Below are 21,953 nucleotides of genomic sequence, written 5' to 3'. Positions count from 1 at the left end.
TGCGCATCTCACGGCCGTAGCTGGCCGGCCAGCGCCTGCAGCGCGGCGCGCAGGCCGGCGTCCGCGCCGTCGGGCGGCAGCAGTTCGAGCAGGAAGCGTACGGGCAGCGTGAGCGCTTCCGGTTCGCCGATGCTGCCGTGGCGCCGCACGGCGTCGTGGTACAGCGCCAGGAAGGCGGCGCGCGCCGGCGCATCGAAGGGCTGGCCGTCCGGCACCTGCCACAGGGCCGCCAGCAGGGCGGCGCGCACGGGGGCGCCGGCGTCGATGGCGCGGTGTTCGTCCGCATGGCGCTGGCGCGCATAGGCGATGGCGTCGTGCAGCAGCTCGCCCAGCTGCGGGTGCAGCGCGCGCCAGGCGCTGTCGTCGCCATGGACCTTCAGCAGCACGGCGCCCGCCAGCACCTGGAAAATCAGGTCGCAGTCGGCCACGCCGCTGCGCAGCCGCGCCTCGTCCAGCGCGGCCAGGCAGGCATCCGTCATGGCGCGCAGGGCCGGCGCGCCCGAGCTCCCCCCGCTGCAGGCCAGGCGCGCGACGTAGGCCCAGTAGCGGCCCAGCAGGGCCAGGCGCTGCGCCGTGGGCGCCAGTGCCACCAGCAGGTCGATATGCTGCTTGCCGTCCTGCATCAGCTGCCGGCCCTGCTCGGGGTCGGGCGTGGCCGGCACGTCGATGCCGGCGCCCGCATCGAGTCCGCACAGGGCCGCGCCCTGGCGTATTTCCAGTTCGGCCCAGTGCGCCATGGCGCGCAAGGCCACCTTGCCGTCGGCCGCGCTGTGCGCCGCGCGGTAATGTTCGATGGCGCGCAGGGTGTTGTCCAGGCCACCGAGGCCGGCCCGCGTGGCGGCCATGTTTTCGCGGATGTCGGCGCAGCCGAAGAAGCGCGCGCGCACGGCTTCCTCGATGCTCGACAGCTTTTTCTCGATGGCGGCGCGCCGCGCCGCATCGGCGCCGGCCAGGCGCGCGTGCAGGGTTTCCAGGTCGGCCAGCAAATGGCCGTGGTAGCGGTAGTCGGGCGCCTGCCAGGGCCGGCTTTGCGTGTTCGGAAAACGGTAGCGGTCATCGCCATAGGCCTGGTAGGCACCCCAGGTGTTCGAGGCGGGAAACTGCAGGTAGGTCGCCTCGCGCGCCAGGCGCACGGCGTCGCCGAAATATTCGCCGCTCAGCATGGCGTGATAAAAACTGTGCGCGAAGATGCTGGCCGCCTGGTCGTCGATGCGCCAGCCGGCCGCGATCACCGCCTGCGCGCCCATTTCGATGAAGGCCGTGGCCAGGCTGGCGGCCAGCTTCGACCACGGCGCGATGGCGTCCGGGCGCATGTCGCCCAGGTGGCAGCAATTGACGAAGACGAATTGCGGCACGCGTTTCAGCTTGCTCACCTGCGCCGCCGTCAGGCGCGTCTTCGGCCCCAGCACCAGGCCCGTATGGGCGATGCCGGGACCGGCCACTTCGCCATGGCCGGCCAGGTGGATGGCGAAATAGCGCTCGTCGAACAGGTGCACCAGCACGCGCTGCGCCTGCGGCCGCAGCAGCTCGCGCACCTGGTAGCCATACGCGCCGAACATGCGCGCCACGTCCTGCGCCTCGGCTTGCGCGGCGGGCAGCTCGGGCAGGCCGGAATCCGTGTCGCCGATCACCAGCACGCTGTTGCTGGGCGGGCTGATGGCGGGCGGCTGTTCGCGCAGGCTGGCCAGCTGGCGCACCATGCCGATGCGCGTCGACAGCGGGCTTTCCTCGCTGCCCGCCTCGTCGCGCATCAGCTCCCACGGGTAGATGGCGGCGCTCTGGTCGACGGCCAGGATCAGGCCGCGCATCTCGGGAATGGCCGCCTTCAGGCCGTTTGGCAGCATCAGTTCGTACAGGGCGCGCGACAGGCCCGGCTGGTCGGTGGTGTTGTCGGTGGCGTCCATGATCAGGCCATCGACGGCTTGCCGCTGGTTCGGTTCCTCGTCGACGCTGTTGTGGGCGCGGTCCGTCAGCAGGGTGAAGCGCAGCGCGCCGGAGAGATCGGCGGCGACGATCTGCACGCGGCGCCAGCCGTTGTCGCCGCTCAGGCTGGGCAGGATGCGCCGGTAGCCGCCGGGGCTGTGGCGGATGCGCCGCTCGAACGCGAAGCTGTCCTGGTAGCGCGCTTCGGCCATGATCTGTTCGATGGCCACGGCGGCGGCGATGGCGCGCGCCTCGGATTGCTCGTAGATGCCGATATGGCCGATGCGGCACGCCATGCCCGCGTCTTCCAGGCGCCGGTTGGCGCTGCGCGCGCCGTCGATCAGGGCGCGCGCGCACAGGGCGATGCTCAAGCCGCCATAGCCCGAGCCGGACAGCAGGCTGGCCACGCGCAAGCCGTGTTCGGCCATGGGCGGCGCGGCCAGCTGGCCGGCGGCGCGCACCTGCAGGCAGACGCACGCGTATTCGAGCAGGCCGCCGGCAAAGGCGCGCGCCAGTTCGCCGGGCGTCAGTTCGCCCAGCGCGCCCAGGCCGATGACGATGGCGCCGCCGGGCCGGCGCGCCGCGTCGGGCTGCAGCACCACCAGCGCGGCGTCGGGGCGCTGCGGGAAGCGGCCCAGCGCATGGATTTCCTGCAGCTTGCCGCCCAGCAGGCGGTCGAGAAAGCTCATGCTGCCGCGCAGCGATTCATACGCATAGCAGCCGCTCATGACGGGCGCGTCGGCCGAGGCCATGCTGCCGTGGATGACGGAAATGCTCAGGCGCGGCGGCTGGTTCTCCGGCGCGGCGGCGGGGCGGGCGGCGCCGATGGCCGCGTCGAGCAATTCCTGCGGCAGCGGATACAGCGGCGCCGCGTCCGGCGCGTGCGGACGGAAGCGGGGCGGCATGCTGCCCGGCTGGTGCGGCGGGTGCCCGGCCAGCTGCGGCGCATGGCCGCTGTCGAGCAGCTGCGCGATGGCCGGGTACAGCTCCTTCTGCAGCAGCAGGTCGCCATGCGCGGCCGGCACATAGCAGGCGCGCACGCCGGCCGGGATGGCGCCTTCCCACGCCGTGCGCCCGTCGCCGTCCGGCGACCACGCCACTTCGATGCCGCCATCGCGCAGGCGCAGCGCCACCGGCGTGTCGGCGCAGCCGGCCAGGTAGCTGCAGTGGCGCGCCTCGAGCGGGGCCGCTTCCAGCAGGGCCACGGTGGCGCGCGCCGCCGCCAGCGCCTGCGCCTCGGGCGCCTGCCAGCCGCCGGGCAGGTCCGCTGCGTGGTCGCCCTGCGCCAGCTGGCGCCAGGCGGCCGGGTCGAAATAATCGATGGCATCGCGCCCTGCCTGCGCGCGCGGCCACGGCAGCATTTCCAGCACGCCGGGAAAGGCCCGCACGAAGCCGAGGAACTGGCGCCGCGTGTGCTTCCAGCCTATCCAGCTGGCCAGCATCTGCACCAGCGGATCGCGTCCCAGCAGCACTTGCACCATGGCCTGCGTGCCGCCGTTGGGCGTGCCCACCTGCAGCAGGCGGCTGCCGGGCAGCTCGCCCAGGCGCTGCCAGCGTTCCTTCAGCGCCAGGCGCGCCACGAGGCCGCCCATGCCGTGGGCGACGATGCGCAGCGGCTGGCCGCGTTCCCCGGCATCGCGCAGGGCGGCGTCGAGCACGGGCAGGAAGGCGGCGGCGCCATCGCGCAGCGACAGGCGCCAGTCATAGGTAAATGGCCGCACTTCCTGGCTTTGCGCGAGAAAACGGGCAAACGGTTCGTAGCACGGCTCGAGCCAGCCGGCGCTGACGATGTGCGGCTGGCCCACGGCCAGGCGTTCGATGCGGCCTTCGACCAGGTTGACGGGGTCGAACCAGATGCGGTTGCTGCCCACCTGCAGATGGCTGCCCATGATGTCGGGCAGCAGCAGCACGATGGGCGCCTGCGCGCGCCGCTTCGGCACTTCGCCGCCGCGCGCCAGCATGCCGTGCTCGATGCCGGGCAGGGACTGGTAGGCGGCGTCGTCGCCGGCCAGCGCCCGCAGGGTAGCCATGCTCGATGGCGCGCGTTCGAAGTAGTTCAGGTGGTGTACCTGCGGGCCGCACAGCAGCAGTTGCCGCACGGGCGTGCTGCGCGTGGCGCCGCCGGCCATCGAGGCGCAATTGACCACGAGGTCGCTCTGGCCGCCATAGAAAATGCTGCCGAGGCAGTCGCCCAGCCAGCCCAGCAAGCTGTCGCCGCTGCACGCGCCGGCCAGCACATGCAGGGGGCTGGCCACGCGCACGTCGGGCGCGTTGAGCAGGGCCACCAGCGGCGAGTCGGGCATCATCGCCGCCAGCCCCGGCAGGATGCGCGCGTCGCAGCGCTGCTGCACCACGGCCAGCAGGAAGGCGGCGCAGCCATCGGCCGCCTCGGCCAGCGCCGCGCCGCCGCCGTCCACGCGCGCCGCCGGCCTGGCCAGGTTGAACATCACGCTGGCCCAGCGGTCGAGGCGGCCCGACAGCAAGGTGGTGCCGCGCGCGGGGCAGGCCACGCGCACGAAGCGGGCGACGCGGATGGCGCGCGTCTTGAGTTCCATGCTCAGTTCGCGCAGGCAGGCCGCATCGCCGGCATGGCCGCCGCGTCCGCACAGCTGCGACTGCGCCGTGAAATGCTCGATATCGTGGCCGTTGAACGCTTCGCCGCCCACGGTGTTTTCACCGAGGCGGCCCAGGCCGTCGTCGGCCAGGTCGACGGCGCCGCGGCTGTCGATCCGTTGCGCGCGCGCCAGCAATTCGCCCACCAGCCCGCCACGCGAATGGGCCAGCAGGTGCAGCACGGCGCCGTGCGGCAGCTGGCGCACCAGCATCAGCGCATTGTGGATGGGACTTTCGCTGAGGCTGCGGTGTTCATAGCCATAGATGCGGTTGCCATACAGGGCCATCAGCTGCGGCGCCAGGCCGGCGCGCCACAGGCCGCCAAAGCTGCGCGGCGTCGACGAGGCCGTGCCGTGCAGCAGCAACAGCACGGGTTCGGGCCCGGCCGGCACGCTGGCGACCTGTATCAGGCTGCCCGGCTCCATGCCGCAGCGGTACAGCCCCAGGCGCTGCTCGAGCTGGCGATCCTGGAAGGCCCCGGCCGCCGCCAGCGCCGTCATGGCGCCGACGCCGCTGCGGTACACGCGCAGCGCGCGCAGCATCCAGGCGCCCAGGCCGTCGCGGCTGGCGCCCGGCGGCTGGCGCGGCGCCTGCGGCCGCAGGGCCAGGCCCACCTCGATGCTGGCCGGGACGCCGTCGCGCGCGGCGCCGGGCGGGCCCAGGTAACGGGGCAGGTCGAGGCTGCTCGCCAGCAAGGAGTTGCCGTCGCACAGCAGCAGCTCCACCACGTCGCCCGGGCCGATATCGAGCGCCACGCGGCAGCTGCCGATGCCGCGCGCGCCCGACAGCACATGCGTTTCGCTATGCCAGCCGGGCGCGACGGGACCGTCGCCGGCACTGGCGAGGGCATCGCGCGTGAGCGTCAGGCGCAGCACGGGCGGCGCGCCCGGCGCGGTGTGGTCGCTGGACATGCTATCGAAGGAATGGGCTAAAAGCTGACCTTGATACGGGAGGCGGCAATGCGTGTTGCGTCAGATCAAGTCGAAGCGGGAATGTGGCGGGCGGACGGTACTGCGGGAGGGAGTGGCAGGGCAGATGTTGCGCTGGAGCGCATGGTCGGAGAAACAGGCAGCATGGTTTGGGCTGGGTTTCTTCGGTAAAGGGTGCTCTGCTGTGAGCGAACTACGCGAATTTCATGGCAAAAGTTCATGGCGCCGGGGACCTGGGTGCCTGGCATGGCAAGACAACAGCGTGGTGTTTCAGTGTACCGGGGTAGCCGATAGTTCCTTCAGTTCGCGGATGGTGATGTCCGATTTTTCATGCATGCGCAATAAAATCGTTGCACCGACCGACAATTTGCCGTGCCGAATCTTGCTGATGATGGGAGGCTGGACTTCCAGTACTCTGCACAGTTCCGCATCATTTTTCAGATTCATCTTCTCGATCAGGGTATCGAGCAGCTTGTTGGGCACAAAACTCGATGGTTCGAGCGCACGCGCCCGGTTCATCGCTTCAATCATTTCCAGCTTCTTTTGCCGAACGTTCATTTACTCCTCCTTCAGGTTATGCAAGGGACGGAGCCCGGAAAACGGGCCCCGGCTATAGTTCGTCATCGCAGTACGGCTCTCTGGCTGACGTAGTACAACATTCGCGTTAAAACATTGATAACCAGGCAAGTGTTTTCAATAATACTACGATAACAAAACTTGTGACACATGGTCAGTTAAATTAACTGATTGTTTGATCAATTCGGTTGACGATTGTTGTATTTTGTAATCCGCTTTTGGTCAATATCATGGTCCTGTCCGCCATTTCGGCGGCGGCCAGCGAATGCGTGACCATGATGGCGCAACTGCCGTTGGCCTTGATCTCGGCGCGCAGCAATTGCAGGATGCCGTGCGCCGTGTCCGGGTCGAGGTTGCCGGTCGGCTCGTCGGCCAGCACCAGCGCGGGCTTGTGCACGAGCGCGCGGGCGATCGCCACGCGCTGCATTTCGCCGCCCGACAATTGCTGCGGAAAATCGCCGCCGCGTCCGCCCAGTCCGACCGCCTCGAGCATGCTGGCGGCACGCTCCTGGGGCAGGCCGTTGAGCAGCAGCGGCAGGGCCACGTTTTGCAGCAGGGTCAGGTGCGGCAAGACGTGGAAAGCCTGGAAGATAAAGCCCATGCGGGCGCGACGCAGCCGGGTCGCGGCGGCGTCATCGAGGCTGGACATGGCGATGCCGTCCACCAGGATAGGGTGCGCTTCGGCACCCGCGTCGGGCGTATCGAGGCCGGCGATCAGGTTCAGCAGGGTCGACTTGCCGACGCCCGAGTCGCCCATGATGGCGATGAATTCCCCCGCCTTGAAGCGGCAGGAAATATTCGCCAGGACGGGCCGGGCATTGGCATAGGACTTCGACAGATGGCGCAATTCGAGCATGGTGTTAACGACTATCGTAAAGGGAGGCACGCGGGGGAGAGGGGGGCCTGGGGACTACAATGGCGCGCGGATTGTTTGGCCGGCAATGTGTAGTATACGACAGGCTTGCCCTTTTTGCTTGGCAATACCACTTTTGCGTGCGCGCCGCCTCGCGCGGCCCCGTGTTGACCTTAAGTTACCTGCCGCACGGCTGGCTTTGAAGGATTCCGCTATGATGGGAAAAAGGCATCGGCAAAGGCGCCCGCCAGGGCTTGCAGCGCAGGCTGCGGCAGGGGTGTTGCCAGGTGCAAGTCAAGCAAGCCCATCGAGAACCTTGAGAGACGACGCCAGCCCATGACCATGCCATTCGCGCAGCAGCAGTCCGATTTTCCATCCGCCAGCCGGGCAACGGCCAGCGCCACGCCCGCCACCGTCGCCGAGATCGCCAGCGGCTTGCTGGCGCAGGCCGCCTGGACCTCGCCCAAGTACCTGTACGACGCGCTGGGCTCGAAACTGTTCGAGGCCATCTGCGCCTTGCCCGAGTATTACCCGACGCGCACGGAGGCGGCCATCTTTGCGCAGCACGGCGCCGAGATCGCGCATGCGGTGGGGCCGGGCAGCACCCTGATCGACCTGGGCGCGGGCAATTGCGCCAAGGCGGCCAGCCTGTTCCCGCTGCTGCACCCGGCCCAGTACGTGGCCGTGGACATCTCCTATGATTTCCTCAGTGAATCATTGAGCCGCTTGCAGCAGCGCTTCCCACATATCGAAATGAGCGGCCTGGGCCTCGATTTCTCCAGTCGCCTCGATTTGCCGGCCAGCGTGCGCGACGCGCGGCGCCTGTTCTTTTATCCCGGCTCGTCGATCGGCAATTTTGCTCCTGAGCAAGCGATCGCCTTTTTGCGCCGGCTGCGCGCGAATGCCGACGGCGATGGCGGCTTGCTGATCGGCGTCGACCTGATCAAGGACGACGCCATCCTTGACGCGGCCTACGACGACGCGCTCGGCGTCACGGCCGCCTTCAACCTGAACATGCTGCGCCACGTGAACGGCTTGATCGGCGCCGATTTCGACGTGCGCGCGTGGCGCCACCACGGCTTTTTCAATGCCGACGAAAGCCGCGTCGAGATGCACCTGGAAGCGCGCAGCGAGCAGCTGGTGCGCTGGCAGGGCGGCCAGCGCCGCTTCGCGAAAGGCGAGCGCATCCATACAGAAGACAGCTATAAATACACGCGGGCCGGTTTCGTCGGCTTGCTGGAGCAGGCGGGGTTTTCCACGGCGCAAGTCTGGATGGACGCGCAGCAGTGGTTTGCCGTGATTTACGCGCGCGTCATCAGGGATTAAGAAAAAGATGCTGATCGATCATTACAACAAGGTGCGCCGGCACTCGCTGCTGCTGGCCGAACCGCTGTCGGACGAGGATTGCGGCGCGCAATCGATGCCGGATGCCAGCCCCGTGAAATGGCACCTCGCGCATACCACCTGGTTTTTCGAAACGTTTATCCTGGAAAGCATGGAAGCGGCGTTCGCGCCATTCCATCCGGCCTTTCGCGTGCTGTTCAATTCCTATTACAACGGCGTCGGCGACAAGCATCCGCGCGCGCAGCGGGGCTTGCTGACGCGGCCCGGCATGGAGGTCGTGCGCGCCTACCGGATGGATGTCGATGCGCGCATCGCTCGCCTGCTGGCCGGCGAACTGGCGCGCCCCGAGCGCGAACGGCTGACCATGCTGCTGGCGCTGGGCCTCGAACACGAGCAGCAGCATCAGGAATTGCTGTTGACGGACGTCAAACACCTGCTGGCGCACAGCCCCCTGTTTCCCGCCTACCTGGACAGCGCCATTGCCGCGCCCGGTCAGCAGGCGGCCGTTGCCGTCGACTGGGTCGCCTTTGACGGCGGCCTGGCGCAGATCGGCCACGCGGGCGACGGCTTTTGCTTCGACAATGAATTGCCGCGCCATCCGCAATACGTGGCGCCGTTCCAGCTGGCCTGCGCGCTGGTGACGAATGGCGAGTACCTGGCCTTCATCGAGGCGGGCGGCTACCGCGCGGCGCACCTGTGGCTGGCCGAAGGCTGGGACTGGGTGCGCAGCCAGGGACTGCAGTGTCCGCTGTACTGGCAGCGCGATGAGGCGGGCCGCTGGCAGGAATTCACCTTGTTCGGCTTGCGCCCGCTCGATCCGCTGGCGCCGGCCACGCACCTGTCGCTGTTCGAGGCGGACGCCTATGCGCACTGGGCGGGCGCGCGCCTGCCGACGGAAGCGGAGTGGGAAGTGGCCGCGCAAGGCATGGTCGTCGAGGTCGGCCAGCTGCATCCGGCCGCCGCCACGCCCGGCACGGGCCTGCGGCAACTGTTCGGCCATTGCTGGCAATGGACCAGCAGCAGCTACGCGCCATATCCGGGCTACCGCACGGCGCCGGGCGCGCTCGGCGAATACAACGGCAAGTTCATGCTGAACCAGTATGTGCTGCGCGGCTCGTCCTGCGCCACACCGGCCGGCCATGCGCGCGCCAGCTACCGCAATTTCTTCCCGGCCGGCGCGCGCTGGCAATTTTCCGGCATCCGCCTGGCGCGCCAGGTGGAGTAAGTCGCTTACTGCAAGCGCGGCACGGCCGGTGCAGGGCGGGACGGCGCCAGGTCCTTGCCGCCTTGTTCCAGCTTGAACTGGCTGACGAGGGTTTCCAGGTCGCCCGCCTGTTCATGCATGGCCGCCGCCGCCGCGGCCGCCTGTTCGACCAGGGCCGCGTTCTGCTGCGTCGTCTGGTCCATCTGCATGATGGCGGCATTGATCTGTTCGATGCCTTCGCTCTGCTCGTGGTTGGCGACGCTGATGTCGCCGACGATGGCGCTCACTCTGCCCACGCTGGCCACCACTTCATCCATCGTGGCGCCGGCCTGGCTGACCAGCTGCGCGCCCTGGCCGACACGGTTGACGGAGTCGGCAATGAGTTCCTTGATTTCCCTGGCCGCCTGGCCAGACCTCTGCGCCAGGTTGCGCACTTCGGACGCCACGACGGCGAAGCCGCGCCCCTGCTCGCCGGCGCGCGCCGCTTCCACGGCCGCGTTCAGGGCCAGGATGTTGGTCTGGAAGGCAATACCGTCGATGACGGCGATGATGTCGACGATCTTGCGCGAAGATGCATTGATGGCGTCCATGGTGTCGACCACCTGGGCCATGGCCGTGCCGCCGCGCTGGGCGATGGCGGAGGCGGAACGGGCCAGGCTGTCCGCCTGGCGCGCATTGTCGCTGTTGCTGCGCACGGTGCCGGTCAGTTCGATCATCGACGACGCCGTCTCTTCCAGCGCGCTGGCCTGCGCCTCGGTGCGGGCCGACAGGTCGGCATTACCGCTGGCAATCTGGCTCGACGCCACGGCAATCGTGCCCGTGCCGCCGCGCACCTGCCCCACCAGAGTGGCCAGGTTGTCGTTCATCTCGCGCAGCGCATGCAGCAGCTGGGCCGTTTCATCCTTGCCCTCGGCCACGATCTTGCTGCTCAAGTCGCCCGCGGCCACGGCTTGCGCCACGCGCAAGGCGTAGGCGACGGGCGTCGTGATCGAGCGCGTGACCCGCCAGGCAAAGAGGATGCCCAGCAACAGGGCGGTGGCGCCGAAGCTGGCCATCAGCACATTCGCCGCTGAAATATTCTGGTGTATCAAGTCGCCGCCATGCACGACCACGCCGCGCTGCACGTCGTTCAGGGTATTGACGGTTTGTTGCAGGCGGCTCAGCGCCGGCAGGGTATCGTCGCGCACATGCGTGGCCGCCTGTGCGCGCTCTCCCGCCACCAGCAACTTGTCGGCCTGGCTGAACGAAACGACATAGGCCTTGCGCTGCTGTTTCAGGGTGGCCAGCAGTTGCTTGGCTTCTGGCAAGACGATCAGGCGGTCGAGAATGTCCAGCGCCTGCGTGATGGTGACTTTGTTGGCGTCGATTTCCGTGTGGATGGCCGCCGCCCTGGCCGGATCTTCATGGATGAACAGTTCCAGCACGAGCGCCGCGTTCGAGCGCGTGGTGCTGCGGATGGTAGCGATGGCGTCCGCCTTGGCCCAGTCGCGTTCGATGATGGAGTCGCTGAGCGCGCCGATCTTGTCCAGGCGCAACAAGCCCGTCAATACCAGTGCCGCCATCAGCAGCAGTACCACGCCAAACGCGGCGCCCAGGCGCGCGCCTATCTTCATATCCGTCAATTTCATTGTGATTCCCTCGGTAGCTAATGATCTGTCTCCGGTGGTCTTGTTATGAATTGATTATACGGCGGGCAATACCTGATTGGCACTACTAATTGCCCTATAGAAATGAAAAAGCGGCACCGCGATCAAGCCGTACCGCTTTTTCTCCCTATGAGGGGCGCGTGACGAGGACTCAGACGGCGTTCGCCGCCACCTCGGCTGCCGTTGTTTTTTCCGCGTCCGTCTGCTTGATGCGGCGGTTCACGGCCGACAGCACGGCCTTGAACGAGGCGGTGACGATATTGCTGTCGATGGCGGCGCCGAACAGGGTCGGGCCGTTATCGAGACGCAATTCCACATAGCAGGCGGCCTGCGCATTGGCGCCCGAGCCGATCGAATGCTCATGGTAATCCATCAGCTTGATGTCGAGGCCGAGCGCATTGACGAAGGCGTCGATGGGGCCGTTGCCGCCGCCCTGCAGGGCCAGTGGCGTCTGGCGGTGCGACAGGCTGATGTCGATCTGCACGGATTCATCGCTGCTCGTGTCTTCCACCATGCGGTGCGAAGCGTAGGCGTATGGCGCCGTCTGCTCCAGGTATTCCTTCTGGAAGATGTCGTGGATATCGTGCGCGGCGATTTCGCGGCCCGTGGCGTCGGCCACGGCTTGCACGGCGCGCGAGAATTCGATCTGCAGGCGGCGCGGCAAGACCAGGCCGTATTCCTGTTCCAGCAAGTACGCCATGCCGCCCTTGCCGGACTGGCTGTTGACGCGGATCACGGCGTCATAGCTGCGGCCCAGGTCGGCCGGGTCGATCGGCAGGTAAGGCACTTCCCAGATGGCGCCAGCTTCTTGCTTGGCGAAACCTTTCTTGATCGCATCCTGGTGCGAACCGGAGAATGCCGTAAACACGAGGTCGCCCGCATACGGGTGGCGCGGGTGGACGGGCAGCTGGTTGCATTCCTCGACGCACTTGCGCACGCTGTCGATGTCGGAGAAATCGAGGCCCGGATGCACGCCTTGCGTGTACAGATTCATGGCCAGGGTCACCAGGTCGACATTGCCGGTGCGTTCGCCATTGCCGAACAAACAGCCTTCCACGCGGTCGGCGCCCGCCATCACGGCCAGCTCGGCCGACGCGACGGCCGTGCCGCGGTCGTTATGCGGGTGCACGCTGATGATGATGGAATCGCGGCGCGCGAGTTTGCGCGACATCCATTCGATCTGGTCCGCATACACGTTGGGCGTGCTGCATTCCACGGTCGACGGCAGGTTGATGATCATCTTGTTGGTCGGCGTCGGCTTCCAGATGGCGCTGACGGCGTCGCAGATATGCTTGGAGAAATCGAGTTCCGTGGTGGAGAACGATTCCGGCGTGTATTCGAAACCCCATTCCGTTTCCGGATGCTGCGCCACCAGTTGTTTCACCAGCGTGGTGCCGGTGGTGGCGATGTTCGTGATTTCCTCGCGCGACATGCCGAACACGACCTTGCGGAACACGGGCGCCACGGAGTTGTACAGGTGGACGATGGCGCGCTTGGCGCCGGCCACGGATTCCACCGTGCGGCGGATCAGCTCTTCGCGCGACTGCGTCAGCACGATGATGGTGACGTCGTCCGGGATGCGGTTTTCATCGACGAGCTTGCGCACGAAGTCGAAATCCGTCTGCGAGGCGGAAGGGAAGCCCACCTCGATTTCCTTCAGGCCGATGGCGATCAGCATGTCGAAGAACCGCAGCTTCTTTTCCGCGCTCATCGGCTCGATCAGCGATTGGTTGCCATCGCGCAAGTCGGTGCTCATCCAGATAGGCGGTTTGCTGATGATCTGGTTCGGCCATTGACGGTCGGTCAATTTGACGGGAGGGAAGGCGCGGTACTTGGAAGCTGGGTTCTGCAACATCATGATCGGGTACTCCTGAAGATAGGGGGAAATCAATGGTTGTGGCGCAAGCTTGCCGGGCGGCCACGAGACACTAGGCCAGGCAAGCGATCGGTAGTTTTAGCAGGCAAAGCACGGCAACGGCGCCAGCGGCGGTCGCGTCAGAAGTTACGGGTGTAGCGGGGGATGGTGCAAACATCATCAAACCTTCCAGGGTTTTTGAAACACGCCGGCGTGTGGCCAGGCGAAGCAATGCGGCAAACTTATGCGCGTGCTAGTAGTAGTCGCGATAGCGACAGCAGGGAAGGGGAATGAAGTTTGAGGGAGGACATGCACTTAATGTAAGGGAGGTTGGGGCAGGCTGTCAAGCGTTTACTGGTGACGCCTTGCTTCAGGCGTAACGCACGTGGGCGGCCAGCGCGGGGAACTCGGCGGCCAGGCGCGCCAGGCTGCGCCGCAGCACGGCGGCCTCGCGCGGCAGACGCGCTTCCAGTGCCTGCCAGCCGGCGAAGTCCAGCTGTTGCGGCATGTCCACCAGGCCCGTGACGACATCCCAGAAGGCGTCCCAGTTCATGCCGTAGATGGCGGGAAATCCCAGCGCGGCGGCCAGGGCCGCATGCAACTGGCGCGGCGAGTGGATCTCGCTCAAGTCGATGCGGACATGGGCCGGCCTGCTCATAATATGCCCTTGAGCAAGTTCTGCAGGTTTTGCCGCATGCCGCCCACCACCGTCTCGTGGCGCTCCAGGATGGCAGGCGCATCCTGGAACGCTGCCGGGTCGAGGTACAGGCGCGGCAAGTCCAGCACCGCCACGCCGCGTGGGCCGCCGCGCAGGATCTCGCCGGCATGCTTGCTGATGGAGCTCACCGCCGCCTGCATGCGTGGCGTGGCGGACGCGGCCAGGCAGGCGGCCAGTGCCGCGTCGAGTTCCGCGCGCGCGGGTGCCTGCGCCAGCACGGGAGCGGCGATCTGTTCCAGCGGCGACATGTTGACCGCCGGCTTGCGATACGCGAGCAGGGCGTCGAGCGCCATCAGCCGGTGCGCGCCGCCTTGTCCGAGCCAGCCGGCGATGCGGGGCCAGGGCGTGTCCAGCAGGGCCGCCGCCACGCCCCATTGCCCTGCCACCGGCGAGCCGACATTGGCGTCGATCCAGTCGATGGCGGCATGGTTGCCCGTGTAGGCCAGCAAGATGGCGTTCGCGGAGCGCAGTGCGGGCGCCTGCGTGGCGAGGATGGCGGTCAGCCAGGCGAGGGCGCCGTCGGCCGGACAGGCCGATAACTGTTGCGCAAACGGTGCGTGCAGGGCGCGGCTGTCGGCAAATTGATGTTCTGTCATATCGGAAGCAGGTAAAAAAATCAGGCGCCAGTCTAGCAGCAGTTTGGTGGCAACCGCGGTGCGCACAAACATTGTCATTTATAAACATTTAAGACAGGCTTCAGTGCCGGCGGCCCCGCTTGCGCTACAATCGGCTCTCCTTTATTGCCACTGCCGCGTGCGGTTCCCCCTCGCCACCATGTTTCCTAAACGCCTGACCCTGCTTGCCCTGGCCGCCTTTGCGCTGGCCGGCTGCGATACCACCACCCCGAAACCCGTACAAGTCTTGACGCCGCCCGAGCCCATCGTCGTGCCGCCGCGCAAGATCAAGATCGGCCTGGCGCTGGGCGGCGGCGCGGCGCGCGGTTTCGCGCATATCGGCGTGATCAAGGCGCTCGAATCGCAGGGCATCGTCGCCGACCTCGTCACGGGCACCAGCGCCGGCAGCGTGGTGGGCGCCTTGTATGCGGCGGGCAACTCCGGCTTTGCCTTGCAAAAGATGGCGTTCGACATGGACGAGGCGGCCATTTCCGACTGGGCCTTGCCCCTGTTCGGCAAGTCGTCCGGCGTGCTCAAGGGTGAAGCGCTGCAAAGCTATGTCAACAAGGCAGTCAACAACGTGCCGCTGGAAAAGCTGAAGATACCGTTTGGCGTGGTGGCCACGGACTTGAAGAACGGCCAGCCGATCCTGTTCCAGCGCGGCAATACCGGCATGGCCGTGCGCGCCTCGTCGGCCGTGCCGGGCGTATTCCAGCCCGTGACGATTGCGGGCCACACCTATGTCGATGGCGGCCTCGTCGCTCCCGTGCCCGTGCGCTTTGCGCGCGACATGGGCGCCGATTTCATCATCGCCGTGAATATTTCGTCGCAAACGGATACACAGAAGGCCATCAGCTCGATGGAAGTGATCATGCAGACGTTTGCCATCATGGGCCAGCGCATCAACCAGTTCGAACTCAAGGATGCGGACGTGGTGATCCAGCCCAGCCTGGGCACCATGAAGGGCAACGATTTCAACAGCCGCAACCAGGCGATCCTGGCGGGCGAGCAGGCGACCTTTGCCGTGATGGCGCAGCTCAAGCAAAAGCTGAAAGCCAAGCGCGAGCAGTAGGGGATAGCGCCGCCGCGCATTTCGTATACAATTTTGATTCAACATAACAAGGAAGCATCATGCAATCGAAACCGATTTTGACCCTGGATGACGTGAAGAAAATCGCCGCCGCCGCCGAAGCGGAAGCGGTCAAGAATAACTGGGCGGTCGTGATCGCCATCGTCGACGACGGCGGTCACCTGCTGTGGTTGCAGCGCATGGACGGCGTGGCGCCGATCTCGTCGCACATCGCCCCGTCGAAAGCCAAGACGGCCGCCCTGGGCCGCCGCGAATCGCGCATCTATGAAGAGATGATCAATGGCGGCCGCGTCTCGTTCCTGAGCGCGCCGGAAATCGACGGCTTGCTCGAAGGCGGCGTGCCCATCGTGTTCGACGGTCACTATGTGGGCGCCGTCGGCGTCTCGGGCGTCAAATCGGCGGAAGACGCGCAAATCGCCAAAGCAGGTATCGCCGCACTGGTGTGATGGACACGTGGCCAAACCTGCTGCGCGGCGCGCTGTGCGGCCGGCGATGCTCACCGTACTTTAGTACGCTTGCGCTTCTCGGCCACAAATCATCTCCGCGCGCTACGGTTTTGCCAGGTGCCGTGAAGCTGGCAACAGGCTGAGCGGAAGATAAGTAGTAGCCGCTATTGCGGATTGGGAAGAATGAATGAGCCGCTCCGCACACGCCGGGCGGCTTTTTTCATGGGGCGGGGGTTTTTGTTGCTGCGCAAAAAAATGCCGTGCTTTCTGAATTTTCTTCCTTGTGGAAAAGCTTCCTTTTGGTTATAATTCAAAGGTTTAGCCAATCACACATATACCGTAGCGACTACCCATCCCCTCATTCAAAATGACCGTTGAAACGCCCTGAGTGCATGCAGCTCGGGTATCTAGGCGGTCGGTCTGACGTGGCGCAGCTACGGTAACTTTATCAGGAGTTGCCCTTGCCGCCATTTTTTTCTGGCCCTGCCGTTCCAGCCATATTAGCGCTTGCTGATGGAACGATTTTCAAAGGTTTTTCGATCGGTGCCGCCGGTCATACCACGGGCGAGGTTGTTTTCAATACCTCGATGACCGGGTATCAGGAAATCCTTACCGACCCAAGCTATTGCCGCCAGATGGTCACCCTGACCTATCCCCATATCGGCAATACGGGCGTCAATCCGGAAGATGTCGAATCTTCCAAGGTTCACGCCGCTGGCCTCATCATCCGCGATCTGCCTTTGCTGGCATCCAATTTCCGTTCCACCCTTTCCCTGTCCGACTACCTGAAAGCTGAAAATATCGTCGCCATCGCCGGCATCGATACACGCAAGCTCACGCGCATCCTGCGTGAAAAAGGTGCGCAGGGCGGCGCCATCCTCGTCGGCACGCAAGGCAATGAGCCATCGGCCGCGCAAGCGCTGGAACTGGCCCGTTCCTTCCCCGGCCTGGCCGGCATGGACCTGGCCAAGGTCGTATCGAGCAAGGCAGCCTACGAATACCGCGAAACGGAATGGACCCTGGGCGAAGGCTATGGCCAGCTGGCCGACGCCGACGCGAAATACCACGTCGTCGCCTTCGACTACGGCGTCAAGCGCAACATCCTGCGCATGCTGACGGCGCGCGGCTGCAAGGTCACCGTGCTGCCGGCGCAAGCCTCCGCCGCCGACGCCCTAGCGTTGAACCCGGACGGCATCTTCCTGTCGAACGGTCCCGGCGATCCGGAACCGTGCGACTACGCCATTGCGGCGACGAAAGAGCTGATCGAGAAGGGCATCCCGACCTTCGGCATCTGCCTCGGCCACCAGATCATGGCCCTGGCCTCCGGCGCGAAAACGCTGAAGATGAAGTTCGGCCACCACGGCGCCAACCACCCGGTGCAGGACCTGGAAACGAAACAGGTCTTGATTACCTCGCAAAACCACGGTTTCGCCGTCGACGCGGCAACCTTGCCCGCGAACTGCCGCGTGACCCATGAATCGCTGTTCGACGGCTCCCTGCAGGGCTTTGCCCGCACGGACAAGCCGGCCTTCTGCTTCCAGGGCCACCCTGAAGCGTCGCCGGGCCCGATGGATGTTGCTTACCTGTTTGACCGCTTCATCAACCTGATGGCTGCGGAGGAGAAAAAGAAAAATGCCTAAACGTTTAGATATTAAAAGTATTCTGATTATTGGCGCTGGCCCGATCGTGATCGGCCAGGCCTGCGAATTCGACTATTCCGGCGCGCAAGCGTGCAAGGCCCTGCGCGAAGAGGGCTATAAGGTCATCCTGGTCAACAGCAATCCTGCGACCATCATGACGGATCCGGAAATGGCCGATGTGACGTACATCGAACCGATCACCTGGTCGGTCGTCGAACGCATCATCGCCAAGGAGCGTCCTGACGCCATCCTGCCGACGATGGGCGGCCAGACGGCGCTGAACTGCGCGCTGGACCTGTTCAACAATGGCGTGCTGGCAAAATACAACGTCGAGCTGATCGGCGCGTCGCCGGAAGCCATCGACAAGGCCGAAGACCGTTCCAAGTTCAAGGACGCGATGACCAAGATCGGCCTCGGTTCGGCACGCTCCGGCGTGGCGCACTCGATGGAAGAATCGTGGGCCGTGCAGCGCACCCTGGGTTTCCCGACCATCATCCGTCCATCGTTCACCATGGGCGGTTCCGGCGGCGGCATCGCCTACAACGAAGAAGAATTCGAAACCATCTGCAAGCGCGGCCTGGAAGCGTCGCCGACGAAAGAGCTGCTGATCGAAGAATCGTTGCTGGGCTGGAAAGAGTACGAGATGGAAGTGGTGCGCGACAAGGCGGACAACTGCATCATCATCTGCTCGATCGAAAACCTGGACCCGATGGGCGTGCACACGGGCGACTCCATCACGGTTGCGCCAGCGCAAACCCTGACGGACAAGGAATACCAGATCATGCGCAATGCCAGTCTGGCAGTGCTGCGCGAGATCGGCGTCGACACCGGTGGCTCGAACGTGCAATTCTCGATCAACCCCGTCGATGGCCGCATGATCGTCATCGAGATGAACCCGCGCGTGTCGCGTTCGTCGGCCCTGGCATCGAAAGCGACGGGTTTCCCGATCGCCAAGATCGCCGCCAAGCTGGCCGTCGGTTTCACCCTGGACGAGCTGCGCAATGAAATCACGGGCGGCGCCACGCCGGCATCGTTCGAGCCGTCGATCGATTACGTCGTCACGAAGATCCCCCGTTTCACGTTCGAGAAATTCCCGACCGCCGACCACCACCTGACGACGCAGATGAAATCCGTCGGCGAAGTGATGGCGATCGGCCGTACCTTCCAGGAATCGTTCCAGAAAGCCTTGCGCGGCCTGGAAGTGGGCGTGGACGGCATGAACGAAAAGACCAAGGACCGCGAAAAGATCGAAGAGGAACTGGGTGAGCCTGGTCCCGAGCGCATCTGGTACGTGGGCGATGCGTTTGCCCAGGGTTTCACCCTGGAAGAAGTGCACAACCTGACGAAGATCGACCCATGGTTCCTGATCCAGATCAAGGAAATCGTCGACCTGGAACTGTGGCTCGACACGCAGAAGCTGGAAAACCTGGACAAGAACACCCTGTACAAGTTGAAACAGAAGGGCTTCTCGGACCGTCGACTGGGCTTCCTGCTGCAGACGACCGACACGGCCGTGCGCCAGCAGCGCCATGCGCTGAACATCCGTCCCGTCTACAAGCGCGTCGACACGTGCGCGGCCGAGTTCTCGACCGACACGGCGTACATGTATTCCACGTACGACGAAGAGTGCGAATCGAACCCGACCGACAAGAAAAAGATCATGGTGCTGGGCGGTGGCCCGAACCGTATCGGCCAGGGTATCGAGTTTGACTATTGCTGCGTCCACGCTGCCCTCGCCATGCGCGAAGACGGCTACGAAACCATCATGGTCAATTGCAACCCAGAAACCGTTTCGACCGACTACGATACCTCGGACCGCCTGTACTTCGAATCGCTGACCCTGGAAGACGTGCTGGAAATCGTCGCCATCGAAAAACCGGTGGGCGTGATCGTGCAGTACGGCGGCCAGACGCCATTGAAACTGGCGCTGGACCTGGAAGCCAATGGCGTGCCCATCATCGGCACCTCGCCCGACATGATCGACGCGGCCGAAGACCGCGAGCGCTTCCAGCAAATGCTGCATACCCTGGAGTTGCGCCAGCCGCCTAACCGCACGGCGCGCACGGAAGCCGACGCCCTGGCGCTGGCGCAGGAAATCGGCTACCCGCTGGTCGTGCGTCCATCGTACGTGCTCGGTGGCCGCGCCATGGAAATCGTCCACGAGCAACGCGACCTCGAGCGCTACATGCGCGAAGCCGTCAAGGTCTCGCACGATTCGCCCGTGCTGCTGGACCGCTTCCTGAACGACGCCATCGAGTGCGACGTCGATTGCATCTCCGACGGCGAAACCACCTTCATCGGCGGCGTGATGGAACACATCGAGCAGGCTGGCGTCCACTCGGGCGATTCGGCTTGCTCGCTGCCGCCGTATTCGCTGGCACCGGAAACCATTGAAGAACTGAAACGCCAGACGGCGCTGATGGCCAAGGGCCTGAACGTGGTCGGCCTGATGAACGTGCAGTTCGCGATCCAGAAGCAAGAGATCGACGGCCAGATGAAAGACGTCGTCTTCGTGCTGGAAGTCAATCCGCGCGCTTCGCGCACCGTGCCTTTCGTCTCGAAAGCCACGGGCCTGCAACTGGCGAAGATCGCCGCGCGCTGCATGGTCGGCCAGTCGCTGGCCTCGCAAGGCATCACGCAGGAAGTCGTGCCGCCATACTTCAGCGTCAAGGAAGCCGTGTTCCCGTTCGTCAAGTTCCCTGGCGTGGACACCATCCTGGGCCCTGAAATGAAATCGACGGGCGAAGTCATGGGCGTGGGCCTGACGTTCGGCGAAGCGTTTGTGAAATCGCAACTGGGCGCCGGCGTGAACCTGCCAAAATCGGGCAAGGTCTTCATCAGCGTGAAAGCGTCGGACAAGCCGCGTGCCGTGCAAGTGGCGCGCGACCTGGTCGACTCCGGTTTCACCGTCGTCGCCACCAAGGGCACGGCCGCCGTGATCGCTGCTGCCGGCATCGCCGTCACGCCAGTGAATAAGGTGATCGAAGGCCGTCCGCACGTGGTCGACATGATCAAGAACCATGAAATCGTGCTGGTGATCAACACCGTGGAAGAAAAACGCAGCGCCATCGTCGATTCGCGGGCCATCCGCACGTCGGCCCTGGCCTCGCGCGTGACGACCTACACGACCATCGCCGGCGCGGAAGCGGCCGTCGAAGGCATCCGTCACCTCGATGAGTTGCGCGTGTACGATCTGCAAGGCCTGCACAAGACCCTGCAACAAGCTTAGTAGTCCGCGTGTTATTTGCAGTGGCCGCCGTTAGGCGGTACACTGCATGCTTATCAACCACAGAGTTCCGTGCAGAGCAGCGCGCGGCCTCTGTGGTTTTCACTTGGTAAGTCCGTTAACCTTGATAAAACACTGGCAACGGCGCCGATAACTAGCAGATAGTAGAGATAACATGACCTCAGTCCCATTGACCAAATACGGCGCAGAACTCTTGAAAGAAGAGCTGCATCATTTGAAGACCAAGGAACGCCGCATCGTCATCGATGCGATCGCCGAAGCGCGTTCGCACGGCGACCTGTCGGAAAACGCCGAGTACGACGCCGCCAAGGAGCGCCAGGCGTTCGTGGAAGGCCGCATCGCCGAACTCGAAGGCAAGCTGGGCGCTGCGCAAATCATCGACCCGACCGCGCTCGACGCGGAAGGCCGCGTGGTGTTTGCCTCGACCGTGAACCTGGAAGACCTGGAATCGGGCCAGAAAGTCACGTACCAGATCGTCGGCCTCGATGAAGCCGACCTGAAAATGAACAAGGTTTCCGTCACGTCGCCGATCGCCCGCGCGCTGATCGGCAAGTATGCCGGCGACGTGGTGGAAGTGCAGGCGCCGTCCGGCCCGCGCGAATACGAAATCCTGGAAGTGCTGTACATCTGATGCTGAGCCGCCTGCGCTTCCTCGTCGCCACCCTGTGGGCCGGCAGCCTGTGGACCATCGGCTTCATCGTGGCGCCGACCTTGTTCGCGACCTTGAGCGACCGCGTGCTGGCAGGTAATATCGCCGGCAGCATGTTCCGCGCCGAGGCGTGGCTGTCCATCGCCTGTGCCCTGGTGCTGCTGGCCTTGCTGCAATGGGGTGCTGGCGCCGTGGCGCTGAAGCGCCGGCGCCTCCTGGGCGCGCTGGTGCTGTCCATGCTCGTGTGCGCGCTGGTCAGCCATTTCGGCATTTCGCCCCTGATGGCCGAGCTGAAGGCGCAAGCGCCGGCCGGCGTGATGGACGAGGCCATGCGCAGCCGTTTCGGCATGCTGCATGGCGTGTCGACCGTGATCTTTGCCGTGCAGAGCTTGCTGGCGGGCGTCTTGATCTGGAAACAGCAGTAAGCGTGGGCCGTGTTGTCGGATTACGCGTGGCCTGCGGCCACGCTCATCCGACCTGCGGTGCTGCTGGCAGGTCGGATTAGCGCCTGGCGCGTAATCCGACAATGCCGTAATAGCAATAAAAAAGCGGAGCAGGGAAGATCCCGTGCTCCGCTTCTTGTTTCAACAGCCTTGCGGCTGCCGA

At 65.0% G+C, this 21,953-nt stretch carries 15 protein-coding genes; 8 read left to right on the top strand and 7 right to left on the bottom strand.

Annotated elements, in window-relative coordinates:
* Window positions 1–8: 8 nt before the first annotated feature.
* The 3 genes from O0880_RS22220 to O0880_RS22210 form a co-directional block, all read right to left on the bottom strand.
* Window positions 9–5,447 carry a CHAT domain-containing protein gene (locus O0880_RS22220; RefSeq protein WP_289888819.1) on the bottom strand — a complete coding sequence of 1,813 codons (5,439 nt, stop codon included), beginning with the start codon at window positions 5,445–5,447 and terminating at the stop codon, window positions 9–11.
* A gap of 288 nt (window positions 5,448–5,735) precedes the next feature.
* Window positions 5,736–6,023, bottom strand: coding sequence for a hypothetical protein (locus tag O0880_RS22215; protein ID WP_034786045.1), 288 nt, complete (start codon window positions 6,021–6,023; stop codon window positions 5,736–5,738).
* A gap of 181 nt (window positions 6,024–6,204) precedes the next feature.
* Window positions 6,205–6,897 carry an ABC transporter ATP-binding protein gene (locus O0880_RS22210; RefSeq protein ID WP_071324224.1) on the bottom strand — a complete coding sequence of 231 codons (693 nt, stop codon included), beginning with the start codon at window positions 6,895–6,897 and terminating at the stop codon, window positions 6,205–6,207.
* A 333-nt stretch (window positions 6,898–7,230) separates the two neighbouring features.
* Here O0880_RS22210 and egtD point away from each other — a divergent pair, with 333 nt between their 5' ends.
* On the top strand, window positions 7,231–8,220 hold the full coding sequence (gene egtD / locus O0880_RS22205; protein ID WP_289888816.1) for an L-histidine N(alpha)-methyltransferase: 990 nt from the start codon (window positions 7,231–7,233) through the stop codon (window positions 8,218–8,220).
* Window positions 8,221–8,227: 7 nt separating this feature from the next.
* Window positions 8,228–9,463, top strand: a complete 1,236-nt coding sequence (gene egtB, locus O0880_RS22200; RefSeq protein WP_289888815.1) for an ergothioneine biosynthesis protein EgtB — start codon at window positions 8,228–8,230, stop codon at window positions 9,461–9,463.
* 5 nt (window positions 9,464–9,468) lie between these two features.
* Here the strand turns inward: egtB and O0880_RS22195 are convergent, their stop codons facing one another.
* The 4 genes from O0880_RS22195 to O0880_RS22180 all read right to left on the bottom strand — a co-directional run bounded on the left by O0880_RS22195 (window position 9,469) and on the right by O0880_RS22180 (window position 14,257).
* Window positions 9,469–11,070, bottom strand: a complete 1,602-nt coding sequence (locus tag O0880_RS22195; RefSeq protein WP_289888814.1) for a methyl-accepting chemotaxis protein — start codon at window positions 11,068–11,070, stop codon at window positions 9,469–9,471.
* 169 nt (window positions 11,071–11,239) lie between these two features.
* Window positions 11,240–12,946 (bottom strand): 2-isopropylmalate synthase, encoded by a 1,707-nt coding sequence (gene leuA, locus O0880_RS22190; RefSeq protein ID WP_289888813.1) that lies wholly within the window; start codon window positions 12,944–12,946, stop codon window positions 11,240–11,242.
* 367 nt (window positions 12,947–13,313) lie between these two features.
* On the bottom strand, window positions 13,314–13,601 hold the full coding sequence (locus O0880_RS22185) for a barstar family protein (protein WP_289888812.1): 288 nt from the start codon (window positions 13,599–13,601) through the stop codon (window positions 13,314–13,316).
* Window positions 13,598–14,257 carry a hypothetical protein gene (locus O0880_RS22180; protein WP_289888811.1) on the bottom strand — a complete coding sequence of 220 codons (660 nt, stop codon included), beginning with the start codon at window positions 14,255–14,257 and terminating at the stop codon, window positions 13,598–13,600. The genes O0880_RS22185 and O0880_RS22180 overlap by 4 nt, the downstream gene beginning before the upstream one ends.
* A gap of 178 nt (window positions 14,258–14,435) precedes the next feature.
* Here O0880_RS22180 and O0880_RS22175 point away from each other — a divergent pair, with 178 nt between their 5' ends.
* From O0880_RS22175 to O0880_RS22150, 6 genes are all read left to right on the top strand, one after another.
* Window positions 14,436–15,347 (top strand): patatin-like phospholipase family protein, encoded by a 912-nt coding sequence (locus tag O0880_RS22175; protein ID WP_289888810.1) that lies wholly within the window; start codon window positions 14,436–14,438, stop codon window positions 15,345–15,347.
* A 59-nt stretch (window positions 15,348–15,406) separates the two neighbouring features.
* Complete coding sequence (locus O0880_RS22170; RefSeq protein ID WP_071324218.1) at window positions 15,407–15,811, top strand: heme-binding protein; 405 nt, start codon at window positions 15,407–15,409, stop codon at window positions 15,809–15,811.
* 461 nt (window positions 15,812–16,272) lie between these two features.
* Window positions 16,273–17,451, top strand: a complete 1,179-nt coding sequence (gene carA, locus O0880_RS22165) for a glutamine-hydrolyzing carbamoyl-phosphate synthase small subunit (protein WP_071324217.1) — start codon at window positions 16,273–16,275, stop codon at window positions 17,449–17,451.
* Window positions 17,444–20,680: a carbamoyl-phosphate synthase large subunit gene (carB, locus tag O0880_RS22160; protein ID WP_289888806.1), complete on the top strand. Its 3,237-nt coding sequence runs from the start codon at window positions 17,444–17,446 to the stop codon at window positions 20,678–20,680. The genes carA and carB overlap by 8 nt, the downstream gene beginning before the upstream one ends.
* A gap of 172 nt (window positions 20,681–20,852) precedes the next feature.
* Window positions 20,853–21,329, top strand: coding sequence for a transcription elongation factor GreA (gene greA, locus O0880_RS22155; RefSeq protein WP_034757428.1), 477 nt, complete (start codon window positions 20,853–20,855; stop codon window positions 21,327–21,329).
* Window positions 21,329–21,772, top strand: coding sequence for a DUF4149 domain-containing protein (locus O0880_RS22150; RefSeq protein ID WP_198043715.1), 444 nt, complete (start codon window positions 21,329–21,331; stop codon window positions 21,770–21,772). The genes greA and O0880_RS22150 overlap by 1 nt, the downstream gene beginning before the upstream one ends.
* The last annotated feature ends 181 nt before the right edge of the window (window positions 21,773–21,953 follow it).

The sequence above is a fragment of the Janthinobacterium sp. SUN118 genome, assembly GCF_030397695.1.
In the GTDB taxonomy this organism is placed as follows: Bacteria; Pseudomonadota; Gammaproteobacteria; order Burkholderiales; family Burkholderiaceae_D; genus Janthinobacterium.
Note: the sequence above shows the minus strand (reverse complement) of the source record. Positions and strands in the feature narration are given on the sequence as shown.

Bases quoted from the DNA above. Each gene is read 5' to 3' on its own strand.
- O0880_RS22220 (WP_289888819.1), bottom strand. From the start codon at position 5,447: ATGTCCAGCGACCACACCGCGCCGGGCGCGCCGCCCGTGCTGCGCCTG.
- O0880_RS22215 (WP_034786045.1), bottom strand. From the start codon at position 6,023: ATGAACGTTCGGCAAAAGAAGCTGGAAATGATTGAAGCGATGAACCGG.
- O0880_RS22210 (WP_071324224.1), bottom strand. From the start codon at position 6,897: ATGCTCGAATTGCGCCATCTGTCGAAGTCCTATGCCAATGCCCGGCCC.
- egtD (WP_289888816.1), top strand. From the start codon at position 7,231: ATGACCATGCCATTCGCGCAGCAGCAGTCCGATTTTCCATCCGCCAGC.
- egtB (WP_289888815.1), top strand. From the start codon at position 8,228: ATGCTGATCGATCATTACAACAAGGTGCGCCGGCACTCGCTGCTGCTG.
- O0880_RS22195 (WP_289888814.1), bottom strand. From the start codon at position 11,070: ATGAAATTGACGGATATGAAGATAGGCGCGCGCCTGGGCGCCGCGTTT.
- leuA (WP_289888813.1), bottom strand. From the start codon at position 12,946: ATGATGTTGCAGAACCCAGCTTCCAAGTACCGCGCCTTCCCTCCCGTC.
- O0880_RS22185 (WP_289888812.1), bottom strand. From the start codon at position 13,601: ATGAGCAGGCCGGCCCATGTCCGCATCGACTTGAGCGAGATCCACTCG.
- O0880_RS22180 (WP_289888811.1), bottom strand. From the start codon at position 14,257: ATGACAGAACATCAATTTGCCGACAGCCGCGCCCTGCACGCACCGTTT.
- O0880_RS22175 (WP_289888810.1), top strand. From the start codon at position 14,436: ATGTTTCCTAAACGCCTGACCCTGCTTGCCCTGGCCGCCTTTGCGCTG.
- O0880_RS22170 (WP_071324218.1), top strand. From the start codon at position 15,407: ATGCAATCGAAACCGATTTTGACCCTGGATGACGTGAAGAAAATCGCC.
- carB (WP_289888806.1), top strand. From the start codon at position 17,444: ATGCCTAAACGTTTAGATATTAAAAGTATTCTGATTATTGGCGCTGGC.
- greA (WP_034757428.1), top strand. From the start codon at position 20,853: ATGACCTCAGTCCCATTGACCAAATACGGCGCAGAACTCTTGAAAGAA.
- O0880_RS22150 (WP_198043715.1), top strand. From the start codon at position 21,329: ATGCTGAGCCGCCTGCGCTTCCTCGTCGCCACCCTGTGGGCCGGCAGC.